At 42.1% G+C, this 12,810-nt stretch carries 9 protein-coding genes; 4 read left to right on the forward strand and 5 right to left on the reverse strand.

Translation table 11 applies throughout. From position 1 onward, the window contains the following. The first annotated feature begins 2 nt into the window (after positions 1–2). Positions 3–1,157, forward strand: coding sequence for an RNA-guided endonuclease InsQ/TnpB family protein (locus H6G73_RS20195; RefSeq protein WP_242034257.1), 1,155 nt, complete (start codon positions 3–5; stop codon positions 1,155–1,157). A 211-nt stretch (positions 1,158–1,368) separates the two neighbouring features. Here H6G73_RS20195 and H6G73_RS20200 read toward each other — a convergent pair whose 3' ends face one another. Further along, positions 1,369–1,698, reverse strand: coding sequence for a DUF2973 domain-containing protein (locus H6G73_RS20200; protein ID WP_190607734.1), 330 nt, complete (start codon positions 1,696–1,698; stop codon positions 1,369–1,371). A 249-nt stretch (positions 1,699–1,947) separates the two neighbouring features. Next, the gene (locus H6G73_RS20205) at positions 1,948–2,265 is read right to left on the reverse strand and encodes a DUF2605 domain-containing protein (RefSeq protein ID WP_190607736.1); all 318 of its coding nucleotides are present in this window, start codon (positions 2,263–2,265) and stop codon (positions 1,948–1,950) included. Positions 2,266–2,587: 322 nt separating this feature from the next. On the opposite strand from H6G73_RS20205, the gene thrS reads away from it, so the two are divergent. Further along, the gene (gene thrS / locus H6G73_RS20210; RefSeq protein WP_242034258.1) at positions 2,588–4,432 is read left to right on the forward strand and encodes a threonine--tRNA ligase; all 1,845 of its coding nucleotides are present in this window, start codon (positions 2,588–2,590) and stop codon (positions 4,430–4,432) included. Positions 4,433–4,499: 67 nt separating this feature from the next. Here the strand turns inward: thrS and H6G73_RS20215 are convergent, their stop codons facing one another. Continuing rightward, positions 4,500–5,990 (reverse strand): efflux RND transporter periplasmic adaptor subunit, encoded by a 1,491-nt coding sequence (locus tag H6G73_RS20215; RefSeq protein WP_190607737.1) that lies wholly within the window; start codon positions 5,988–5,990, stop codon positions 4,500–4,502. Positions 5,991–6,513: 523 nt separating this feature from the next. Between H6G73_RS20215 and H6G73_RS20220 the strand changes: the two genes are divergently transcribed. Both H6G73_RS20220 and H6G73_RS20225 read left to right on the forward strand, forming a co-directional pair. Next, entirely contained in the window at positions 6,514–7,389 is an 876-nt protein-coding gene (locus H6G73_RS20220) for an Npun_R2479 family HD domain-containing metalloprotein (RefSeq protein ID WP_190607739.1), read from the forward strand. Between the two features lie 106 nt (positions 7,390–7,495). Further along, a complete protein-coding gene (locus H6G73_RS20225; RefSeq protein WP_190607741.1) occupies positions 7,496–8,611 on the forward strand; it encodes an ABC transporter permease in 1,116 nt (371 codons plus the stop codon). Positions 8,612–8,923: 312 nt separating this feature from the next. Here the strand turns inward: H6G73_RS20225 and H6G73_RS20230 are convergent, their stop codons facing one another. Further along, positions 8,924–10,453 carry a DEAD/DEAH box helicase gene (locus tag H6G73_RS20230; protein WP_190607742.1) on the reverse strand — a complete coding sequence of 510 codons (1,530 nt, stop codon included), beginning with the start codon at positions 10,451–10,453 and terminating at the stop codon, positions 8,924–8,926. 224 nt (positions 10,454–10,677) lie between these two features. Beyond that, the gene (rimO, locus tag H6G73_RS20235) at positions 10,678–12,021 is read right to left on the reverse strand and encodes a 30S ribosomal protein S12 methylthiotransferase RimO (protein WP_190607744.1); all 1,344 of its coding nucleotides are present in this window, start codon (positions 12,019–12,021) and stop codon (positions 10,678–10,680) included. Between the last annotated feature and the right edge of the window lie 789 nt (positions 12,022–12,810).

Below are 12,810 nucleotides of genomic sequence, written 5' to 3' on the forward strand. Positions count from 1 at the left end.
AACTGTTTTTGTTGCTTTTCTTGGCAGGTTCATCTCAAACCTCCTCGATGGCAAGGGTTTTAGCCTCTCTCTCCTATTTTAGTTCCCCCCACTTTGACAGAACAGGGATAAGTGCATACTGCAAAGAACTAGCTGCCAATTTTGAGTGGGCAAACAAGCTCAATTCAATGGCAAGGCAGGCATCAGCAGATAGGGCTTGGGCTGCAATTTCTCGGTTTTACAGCAACTGCAAAAGACAAGTTCCAGGCAAGAAAGGGTTTCCAAGTTTCAAAAAACGTGGACATTCTGTGGAGTACAAAACCACAGGATGGCGGTTATCAGAGAATAGAAAACATCTCACCCTGACCGATGGTTTTGAGATTGGGAGACTAAAACTAGTTGGAACTTACGACCTGCATTTTTATCAAGTCAAGGATATTAAGCGTGTTCGATTGGTAAAGCGTGCAGATGGTTACTACGCTCAATTTTGCATTGCTGTTGACCGAGAAATTCAGGTAGAACCAAGCAAAAAAGTTATTGGCTTAGATGTTGGTTTAGCTCATTTCTACACTGATTCCAATGGGGAGAAAGTAGACAACCCTAGATTTTTGAGGAAATCCGAGAAGGCATTAAAACGCCTACAAAAACGGGTTTCTAAAAAGTTCACAAAAGGTAAACCCCAATCCAATAACTACAAAAAAGCTAGAAACAAACTAGCGAGAAAACACTTGAAAGTTAGTAGACAGCGTAAAGACTTTGCTGTGAAGTTGGCAAGGTGCGTAATCCAATCTAACGATGTGGTTGTCTATGAAGACTTGCAAGTGCGAAACATGATTAAAAATCGCAAACTAGCCAAAAGTATTAGTGATGCTTCTTGGTATCAGTTCCAGTGTTGGCTTGAATACTTTGGGAAGGTATACGGCAAGATAACTATTGCTGTACCACCACACTGGACAAGCCAAAACTGTTCTCATTGTGGGGAAACTGTTGTCAAAACTTTGTCAACCAGAACCCATGAGTGCCCACATTGCGGAACTGTTTTAGACCGAGACGAAAATGCAGCACTGAATATTTTGGCTAAGGGATTAAGTACGACGGGGCACGTCGGAACTCACGCTTGGGGAGAGAACGACCTCTACTTGGATCTGGTGACAGGTTCAAGTAAGTTGGCTCGGTGAACCAAGAATCCCCGAAATTCTATTTCGGGGAGTGTCAACCCTAGATGATGGTTATTATAGCTGTAGCGAGGATAATTAGGACATTATTAATCCTTGAAACGTAGATATAACAAGGCTTTCCCTCCTGCCTTCTGTCTTCTGCCCTCTGCCTCCTGCTATAGTTGTGGAGATAGACGACTTTTGAGTGGTTCTACGGTTGCTTGAGTCTGGATTAAGCTTCCTCTTGATTCTCTACTTTCTGTCCTGGGGAAGATTCATACAGGGCATCTAATTGTTGACGAGCATCTTCGACGTTAATCGAACGCATAATTAACAATGGCTCTTTAATGATGTTGCCAGAGTTATCTAATAATTCAGGATGGGGGGTGTACTGCTGTTTGGTTCCATAATAACCAAAGCTACCAGGATTACCCATAGATGAGGATTTTTCTGGATAATTCCGCTCCCGATCAAAGCTAAACATAATGAGGTTGCGGATTAAGTTGCCCACAGCGATAAAAGCCAGGATAGTGAAAGCCAGAATATAGAGTAGGTGTAGCATAGCTATTTCTCCAAGACAGCAAGTTTGAAATTTTCTTCTTTTGGCGTTAAATTGCCGTGAATTGGCGATTTATGAACCCATCGCCGGCACATTTATTTGTTTAAACGCTGATTTTTTAGGGGATTTTTTATATTTGGTAAACCTGTTATTCAGCTTACGGTAACATGGGATACATTACTTTGTTAATGAAGATAATGTTAAGGATTTTATAGAATTTTCTCCTTTTGCATACCGGATAGCTGATTTGGCCTATTGTGCCTGGGTCTGATGGAAACGCATCCCTACTTTCCAGCATTCTGTGACCAGTTGATGCCAAGGCGCTAATGTTGCCATATCTATCCCTACTTGGCAGTCACTAGCATTAAAAAGCATTTTGACTGCATTTAACTCTAATTCTGCTTGTTTGATTCTTCCCAGTAACTGAGATTGTTCTTGGTCGCTCATAAACGGCATTGTCTCATTTTCCAGTAATTGATGCGATCGCCCAAACCAATATTCAAAATCCTCTAACAATGGCTCCAAGACTGTTTTGAGCAAATCAGCACTTGGTAAATTGGCATCTTGCATATATGAGGAGCGTATTTCTAAATATCTTCTTAATATTAACGTTATTTACGCTTCTTAACAATTGATTCATATATCCACATATACCCAAAAATATTAAAAATCTGTAGTTTAAAATACAAAATCTTATTATAAAATTTGGACTCTAGGTTTGTACAGTCCTTGAAGATGAAGGTTTTCTATATCAACAGGTAGAATCGCTGATACTTCATAACTGCCAGAATGCCGTTGTAGTTCGCAAATGGCACGTCGTTAAGATAGATTAGGGAATATCATTTCCTGGAAAAATATATTTTTCAGAACTTTATTTGTAATCACTTCGCCAATGGTTCAGCAGCCGATGTCGCCTAATCAAGAACCCAATAACTCAGAACAACCAGAAAAAATCTATTTACCGCGTACCAGCGAATCCGAGACATTAAAAAAGATTCGCCACACCGCTTCCCATGTCATGGCGATGGCAGTACAAAAGCTGTTTCCCAAGGCGCAAGTCACAATTGGCCCCTGGATTGAAAATGGATTTTATTACGACTTTGATAATCCAGAACCATTCACTGACAAAGACTTGAAAGCCATCCAAAAAGAGATGGTGAAAATTATTAACCGCAAATTGCCTGTAGTGCGGGAAGAAGTGAGTCGAGAAGAAGCAAAGCGCCGGATTGAGGCAATTCAGGAACCTTACAAGCTGGAAATTCTGGCAGATATTAAGGAAGAACCGATCACCATTTATCATTTAGGTAACGAATGGTGGGACTTGTGCGCTGGCCCCCATGTTGAAAATACTAAAGATATCCACCCCAAAGCCATCGAATTAGAAAGCGTTGCTGGTGCTTATTGGCGAGGAGATGAAACCAAAGCCCAATTACAACGGATTTACGCGACTGCTTGGGAAACCCCTGAACAACTAGCAGAGTATAAACGCCGTAAGGAAGAAGCTTTACGTAGAGACCACCGCAAGTTAGGGAAAGAATTAGGTCTGTTTATTTTCGCTGACCCAGTGGGGCCTGGTTTACCTTTGTGGACTCCCAAGGGAACTTTGTTAAGGAGCATTTTAGAGGACTTCCTCAAACAGGAACAGTTAAAACGGGGTTATTTGCCTGTGGTGACTCCCCATATCGCCAGGGTAGATTTATTTAAAACCTCTGGACATTGGCAGAAATATAAGGAAGATATGTTTCCTTTAATGGCAGAGGATGAAGCCGCAGCAGCCATAGAACAGGGTTTTGTCCTCAAACCGATGAACTGCCCTTTCCATATCCAAATATATAAGAGTGAGTTGCGTTCCTATCGGGAATTACCGATGCGGTTGGCAGAATTTGGTACTGTTTACCGTTATGAACAATCGGGGGAATTGGGTGGTTTAACGAGGGTACGTGGTTTTACGGTTGACGACTCTCACCTGTTTGTTGCCCCTGAACAGCTAGATAATGAATTCCTCAATGTTGTCGATTTGATTTTAACTGTGTTCAGAAGTCTGCAACTGAAGAACTTCAAAGCCAGATTGAGTTTCCGTGACCCAGCCAGTGATAAATATATTGGTGGAGATGAGGTTTGGAATAAAGCGGAAGGTGCGATTCGTCGTGCTGTGCAAGAGTTGGGGATGGAACATTTTGAGGGTATTGGAGAAGCGGCTTTCTATGGACCCAAACTCGATTTTATTTTCCGTGACGCATTAGACAGGGAATGGCAATTGGGAACAGTTCAGGTAGATTACAACTTACCAGAACGGTTTGACTTGGAATATGTGGCTGAAGATGGTTCCCGCAAGCGTCCTGTGATGATTCACCGCGCACCCTTTGGTTCTTTGGAACGTTTGATTGGGATTCTGATTGAAGAATATGCTGGTGATTTCCCACTGTGGTTAGCACCTGTACAAATTAGGCTTTTACCTGTGGGTGAAGCCCAGTTAGACTTTACCAAGGAAGTGGCTGCAAAGATGGTGGCTTTGGGCATTCGTGCAGAAGTAGATAAAAGTGGCGATCGCTTGGGTAAGTTGATTCGCAATGCTGAAAAGGATAAAATTCCCGTGATGGCGGTAGTGGGTGCCAAGGAAGTAGAAACCAACTCCTTAAGTATCCGTACCCGTGCTTCTGGGGAATTGGGAGTGATCGCTGTAGATGAGGTGATCGATAAGATTAAGGGAGCAATTACTAATTTCAGTAATTTCTAGATATCCCTTGATATTGGTGGGGTAGGTGAGACAGCCTACCCTTGACCGAGAGTCAGATAATTATTAATTATTGACTCACGACACGGACGTGATCGCCATCTTTCAAATATCCTGCACCATCAATCACTACCTGTTCACCTAACTTTAAGCCTGCTTTGATAGCCACTTTGTCACCTGGCATCAGTTCTGCCACAGCGACTTTTTGACTACGCACTGTTCTCACTTCTACATTTTGGTCATTATCCAAATCTTCACCGGATAAGACAAAAACAATCACACTACCATCTGCTTGGCTTTGTATAGCTTTTTGAGGAATTACCATGCCTTTGCTAGTATCGACATTGATTCTGGCACGGGCAAACATACCGACTTTAAACACATCATTTGTGGGTAAATCAATTTTGACGGTGGCTTCTCGTCTGGTGTCATTGATAACGGGTTGAATTTCTCGCACTCTTCCTTGTAAAGTTACTTGTCGATTCAGATCCGAGGTAACTTCCACCACAGAACCAATTTTAATTTGAGCAAGTTCCACCTCTGGTACTTTGGCCTGAAGCTCTAATTTACCCTCTTTAATAATGGAAAATAGTTTTTGTGTTCCTCCTACCACGGTTCCCACTTGGGTTTGTGGTGGTACACCAGTGACATCTCCAACTCGCGCTAACTTCTCAGCAATAATACCAGCAACAGGCGATCGCACTATTGTTTGTTCTAATTGAGTTTTTAATTGTTCTATCTTGGCTGCACTGCTACGAACTATCGCTTGGGACTTATTCACCATCGCCACACCATTGCCAATATTAGCTTTGGCACTAGCCACATTAGCCATAGCCGTCCGCACATTTTCTTGGGCTACCCGCACCGACTCCACCAAAGTTTTGACAGTATAGGCACGGGTATCATATTCTTGCTGACTTACAGCACCGGAAGCCACCAGTTGTTGATAACGCTGTAAATTCTTTTGTGCTTCCTCTAATCTTGCCTGTGCTTGGGCTAAATCTGCTCTTCTTTGTTGAGCGATCGCTTGATTTGCCGTGATATTTGCCTGCTTTGATGCCAAATCAGCTTGCTTTGATTGCACATCCGCTTGATCTGACTCCATGTCAGCCCTAGCCTGATTAATTTGAGCTTGTAGTACAGAATCATCTAATATCGCTAAAACTTGTCCTTGACGAACAAAAGCGCCTTCTTTTACATTCTCAGGAATTTTTTTGATTTGTAAACCATTAGCCTGGGGTAACACAGGAATCAAATCACGGGCAGCAATAGTACCATTTGTATCTAAAGTCTGATTAACACTTCCAGATGCTACAGGTGCAGTTGTGACAGTCATAGCTATTTGTATAGGTTGACTCTCCACTGCCTTGGTTGGAGAAGGAGAACGAGGACGCAATAAACTCATTCCCATCACCGTCAGTCCCATTCCTAAACAAGTTCCCAACAATAAGGCCATCATCCAAGAACGGTTACTTCCCTGGGGTGCTAAATGCTGATTTTGTTCATCCCCATACTTCACAGACTCTACTTCCTCTACTTCTGAAAAACCATCATTGCCCATCGTCCAACCTCCAATTTTCCACTTGGCAACTATCCAGGGAAATATTTATTCACAAATTTAATGACCTTATTTCACTATTACGCAATTAAAGCCGGGATAGGGAAAACCAGAAAATTTGACCATTTGGTAAAATCACCAGAACATCAAGCTACTTTTCTCATCCTCTACACCCCAAGTAGCCATTTTTTCTATGCCTGAGGTTAATTACCGTAACGTAAAAGCTGAAGCTAGGACATTCAACCGCTAAAATCTAAGTAAAATCAACAATATACCTGAAAAATGAGTCTAAATGCACAAATTTGTTTATTTAGCAACTACCCAAAGTCATAAATTAGCCAAAAAGAAGTAGATCATGTAAACTAAATCCAACGCACCTTAAACATCTTTGGAGACTAGCTCCAAGCGCAAATCAACCACCAATGTTACATATACCCAAAAATCTACATTCTCCAAAATACCTACTCAAACAACTGAATATATTAAATAACTAGTTTGAAAACATAGAGAATCAGAGAATAAATTTATGTTCAATACAACAGAAATTATAATTGATGCTTTTGTAAATCAAATTCGTGAAGGTTATCGTCGTACCTACGGAGGCTTAAAAACAGATTATCAAGACATCATTGCTTGGGCTGGTAATATGGCGTTGGAAAACATCGCCAACAGTGATGCCCTATATCATAACGTCGAGCATTCTGTTCTCGTCACCCTAGTGGGACAAGAAATTTTGCGGGGTAAACATATCCGTGAAGGTGGTGTTTCCTGTGAAGACTGGTTACACTTCATTATCTCCCTAGTCTGTCACGACATTGGCTATGTTAAAGGTGTTTGTCGTCAAGATAAAGAAGCAGAAGGCTTATATGCTACTGGTCAAAATGGAAGTATGGTTTCCCTTCCTCCTGGTGCTTCTGATGCTAGCCTCACGCCCTATCATGTAGACAGAGCTAAATTATTTATTGATGAGCGATTTGGTGGACATACCTTAATTGATGCTGAAGCAATCAAGCGAAATATTGAATTAACTCGTTTTCCTGTCCCCACCGTTGATGACCACCAAGATACTAACAACTTTGCTGGTTTAGTTAGGGCTGCTGATTTAATTGGTCAATTGAGTGACCCGCGTTATTTGAAAAAAATCACTAGCTTGTTCTACGAATTTGAAGAAACAGGGATGAATAAAGTCCTCAAATATAAAAATCCTGGTGATTTGCGGAAAAACTACGCTAAGTTTTATTGGCACGGAGTTTATCCCTATATCAAAGATGGGCTACGTTATTTATCTCTCACTCAACAAGGTAAACAAATCCTGGCTAATCTTTATTCCAACGTCTTTGTGGTAGAACATGAAAAACAACAAGAAGAGTTGCAATATTTAGTCGAACAATTACATGCGTAAATGGGGAATTGGGGAAGAATAAATCATCATTAATGCTTGGTAAATACCCTCTTCCCAATCCCTAAACTTTTTGATATTCAGAGTTATTTACTGTTGCATTACAACTATGAATTGGTGGCAGAGACTACAAAAAAATCCTCTGGCAAAATTTGGCGCTATTGTACTGTTATGTTTCTATTTAGCAGTTATTGCGGCTGATTTTCTAGCCCCATACGACCCCTATGATTCCCAGCCCAATGGCTCCCTTCTGCCCCCTACCAAAGTTTATTGGACTTCTCCCTCAGGCCAGTTTATCGGTCCCCATGTCTACCCGACAACTCAAGGGGATACTAACATGGAAACTGGAGAACGCAAACTGATAGTAGACTTTAAACAGCCTACACCTTTACGATTTTTTGTTTCTGGGCCTGAATATCGATTATTTAGAATTAGTATGCCCCTACCTCCCAAATGGGATGAAGTAACTCTCATTCCTGGCATACCTTTAAATTGGCATGTCTTTGGTACTACAGGCAAAGGTAAATATAATTTATTGGGAACCGATGAACAAGGCAGAGATCAATTTAGCCGCTTGTTATATGGTGGGCGGATTAGTATGTTCATTGGTATTTTTGGTATTATCATCACCTATCCTTTGGGTCTAATGATAGGTGGAATCTCTGGTTATTTTGGTGGTGTAATTGATAGTGTGATTATGCGCTTGGCAGAAGTTTTAATGACTTTTCCTAGCTTTTATCTATTAGTGGCATTATCAGGTTTTTTAAGCCCCCAATTAACTAGTAGTCAGAGATTTTTAATGATTGTGGTGATTACTTCAGTTATTAGTTGGGCTGGTTTAGCTAGAGTTATTCGCGGGCAGGTTTTATCTATTAAAGAGCGAGAATTTGTCCAAGCAGTACAAGCTATGGGTGGTAACCCTATGTATATTATTCTGCGCCATATTTTGCCGCAAACAGCTACCTACATTATTATTTCCGCTACACTGACAATTCCTAGTTTTATTGGTGCTGAAGCTGTATTAAGTTTGTTTGGCTTGGGTATTCAACAACCAGACCCTTCCTGGGGAAATATGTTGTCTTTAGCCAGTAATGCCTCTATTTTAGTTTTACAACCTTGGTTGATTTGTCCCCCAGCCATACTAATTATTCTCACAGTATTAGCTTTTAACTTGCTGGGTGATGGTTTACGGGATGCGTTAGATCCCAGAAGTTTACAGAGATAGAAGGGCACAGAAAAAACGACAAAATTAGCCGTTTGGACATTCACTGAAGCTGTGTCCAACTGTGTCCGTAGTAATTGAGCTTTTAGAAATTCACACAGAACCCTGTCACCTAGCCACAACTAGATTGCTAAAGTTTTTGCTTGTATACCAAAATATATATACTGGTGCGTTACCGTATTCTAACGCACCTTCCTCAAGCCATTGAGGTTTTAGATGTGCGATTTTAGATGAGGAATTGCTATCAATTAAAAATTGCATCAATTTGTAAATTGTCAATCCCAAACCTAAAATCCCCAATCTAAAATTAAATGACTAAGATGCTGATTCTCTCGCTACCTGTGAACCTAGTTTTGGATTGCCACCAGAAATAGAAGGTTCGCGGCGGTTAGTCCGTAGTTTGGGCTTAGGTGTGGAACGTCTGTCTTCATCACTACCGCCATCTTTGACCCAAGAGGAACGGGTACGTTCACCATCACGACGCTTCATAATCTTGGGCTTAGGTGTGGAGGAAACTTCCTCGACGGGAATGTCTACACCTGATTGTAGCCAAGCGGGACGGGTTTGATCGTAAGCAATTTGTAAAGCCGCAGCAGCGATCGCTTGAGCATCATATTTTTCAATCAATTCGCTGATGATGGGGAGGAAGGAAGCTAGTCTTTCACCTGTCAGGGCTTCTGCTACCTGCTCCTTCAACTTATTGATATGTCTGGCTTCAATTTGGGCTTTGGTAGGAATAGACAGCACTTGCCAGTTTTGGCGTACATGGCGTTCAAAGGCTTGCTGTTTACGGCGTTCAAAGGGTTGCACCAGGGAAATCGCTGTTCCTTCTTTTCCTGCCCGACCAGTCCGACCAATGCGGTGAACATAGGTTTCCACGCTATCAGGTAAATCAAAGTTGATTACGTGGGAAAGTTGGTCAACATCTAAACCTCGTGCGGCAATATCAGTAGCTACTACCCAGCGCACCTGACGATTGCGGAAGCGAGTTAACAGACGTTCTCTAGCTTGTTGAGACAAGTCACCGTGATATTCATCCACGCTATGTCCCGCAGCTTGCAACTGATTAGTCAATTCGGCAGCAGTACGACGGGTACGCACAAAAATTAAAGCAGTTTCTGGATCTTCCATTTCCAGAATTGGTTGTAGGGCTTTAGCTTTTGTCCAATGACGAGGAATTAAATAAGCAACCTGATTAATTTTGGTTGGTGCAGCTTTGGGCTGTTCTACTGTGACAGTGACTGGAGAATTGAGGAACTTATTCACCAACATGCGAATAGATGGGGGCATGGTGGCGGAGAATAAAGCGGTTTGCCGTTCAGTGGGGGCTTGAGAGAGAATTTTTTCTACATCGTCAATGAAGCCCATACTCAACATTTCATCAGCTTCATCTAACACAAACCACTTGACTTGATCCAGCTTTAAACTACCACGCTCTAGCAAATCAATTACTCGTCCAGGAGTACCAACAACTATCTGTACACCACGCTTGAGTTGTAGAATTTGGCGGTCAATTGATTGACCACCATAAATTGCTAATACCCGTAAGCCTGAGTTACCAACAAATTGACTGATGGCATCATGAACTTGAATCGCTAATTCACGAGTGGGTGTTAAAACCAGTGCTTGCACGGCTCTTTGACCTGCATCCAATCTTTCTAAAATTGGCAAGGAAAAAGCGGCGGTTTTACCAGTTCCAGTTTGAGATTGACCAACTACGTCACGTCCATTCAGTAATTGGGGAATGGCTTGGGTCTGAATATTTGTAGGTGCAGTAAAACCAATTTTAGCTAATTGTTCTGCACGCTCTTGGGAAATACCTAACTCTTGAAAAGAAAGACTCATCAACTCTCCTAGATTTTATTGTGAATTTTTGACTTGTAAACCGATACTTTATTTGTAAATTAGGGCATGGTACATAGGGCATGGGGCATGAACAGCAGTGATTCAGTCATGAATCGCGATTGATGCCTCCGAGCCGCCTGGCGGCGTAAGTTTAACTCCTCATGGGAGTGACAGTGGTTTGTGGGAGATAACCCCAAACCGCCCTGGTTGACCAATGACCAATGCTAATAACTAATAACAATTTGACCATAGAGGTCATAGGCATCGGCACTGTGAATCGCTACTGGCACGATGGTTCCTAGCCTAGCCTCTATGAGAGCAGCGTCGCGAACGCCTTTAACATAGACTTGACCATCGACTTCGGGAGAAAATCTACCGGAACGACCGATTAACTCTCCACTTTCAGGGTTTTCTTGTTCAATCAGGACGTTGACTATTTTGCCAACTTCCTGCTGATTTTTTCGCAGGGAAATCGGTTGTTGGAGTTCCATCAACCTGTTGCGGCGTTCTGCCATCACTGCTTGAGGAACTTGATTGGGGAGGGAGTAGGCTGGAGTACCCTCCTCTGGAGAAAAGGTAAACACACCAACATGATCGAATTCATGCCGTTGGGTAAATTCTAGTAAATGCTGGAAATGTTCCTCGGTTTCTCCAGGAAAACCAACTATAAAGGTTGTCCGCAGCACTGCTGAAGGTAGTGCTGTTTTCAGCCGTTCTATGATCCCGTCATTGACTCTACCTTGCCAAGGACGGTTCATGGCACGGAGAATGTCTGGGTGGGAATGCTGTAAGGGCAAATCTAAGTATGGTAAGACATTTGGTGTTTCTTGAATGGCAGCAATGACATCTGAAGTGAGTCCAGTGGGATAGGCGTAGTGCATTCTAATCCAAGGGACATCTACTTTCCCTAAAGCACGCAATAGTTCGGCTAACTGGGGCTTGCCATACACATCCAAACCATAGTTGGTGGTGATTTGGGAAATGAGGATGATTTCTTTAACCCCTTGGTTTGCTAGCTGTTCGGCTTCAGCAACTATTGATTCAATAGTACGCGATCGCTGGTTACCTCGAAGATGGGGAATTATACAAAATGCACATCGATAATCGCAGCCCTCTGCTACTCGTAGATAAGCTACCCCTTCTGTGGTTGTGCGATAGCGGGGTGTTGTTTCATCGGCGATGTAGGTAGGTTCTGCGCTAATTTCCTTAACCCTTTCTCCCTGTTCTGCCCGCTCAATGACATCCACAATCTTATGGTAGTCTCCTGTTCCAACTACCGCTACAGCTTCTGGCAACTCTTCCAATAATTGTTCTTGGAAGTGCTGGGCCATGCAACCAGTAATAACGATTTTTTTATTGGCTTCTGCTAATTCTACCAAAGTCCTGACTGATTCTTCTCTGGCAGCTTCAATAAAACTACAAGTGTTAACAATTACGTAATCTGCTAATTCTTCATTTGTATCTACGCCATAGCCTGCTTTTACTAGCAGTCCTAACATATGCTCTGTATCAATTCGATTTTTCTCGCAGCCCAGGTGAGAAATGGCAATTGTTGGCTTTTCACCCATATTTTGAATAAATTTTCTGTTTTGTTCTTTTTACTTAAACATTTCAGCACTAGCTAGGTGCTGTTTGCCCACACCCCTTTCTAAAACCCTAACAGTGACCAATTATCACCGCTTGCACATCTGTATGTACTGATGACTCTAATCAATCATGTAGATAGAGGTCATGCTATGATGTTTTTATTGATTTGTTTTCTAGGGTAATGTTTGGTGTCTTTGATAACAATCGACACTCTTAATATTTTTTAACAGTTCGCTTATTGGTATTTTACATTACCGCAGCGTGTGCGTTGTTAAATTACCCGATGCCTTCGGCACGCTATGCGAACGGGGAGCCGCCCAAAGGGCTTGTAGTGAGAAGTCGCTACCCTCAGCGAAATCGCGCTCTTTTGTGAGAAACCACGCGAACACGATTACGCCTATCAAGCAGTAATGCTGCCCTGGCAATCAGGTTTGACCTACGATGGTGCGTAGGTAAGATACCTAAACCACGGAAAGCTGCCTTTCGTCTTGTGAGTGGCAAACTCCTCTTGTAGCCAGGTTTTATCTTAACATATCTTATGGAAGGTTTAACGCCAATTTCAACCTAGAGGAAGAGGTAATAAACTGACCCTAATCAAAACAAATTGACTAATTTAGTGAAAAGTCAAGAGTCAATGTTCGGCTCAAGTATGAACTTATGTATACGTTAGACCTTGATTGAGCCAAGGTTAAGACGGAACCAATGGGAAACAAGAGCGAACAGGGATTAAATCGAGCAAACCATGACTTGACCACCTAAAATTGGCTGGA

Origin of the sequence: Richelia sinica FACHB-800, from assembly GCF_014698825.1 — a bacterium.
In the GTDB taxonomy this organism is placed as follows: domain Bacteria; phylum Cyanobacteriota; class Cyanobacteriia; order Cyanobacteriales; family Nostocaceae; genus FACHB-800.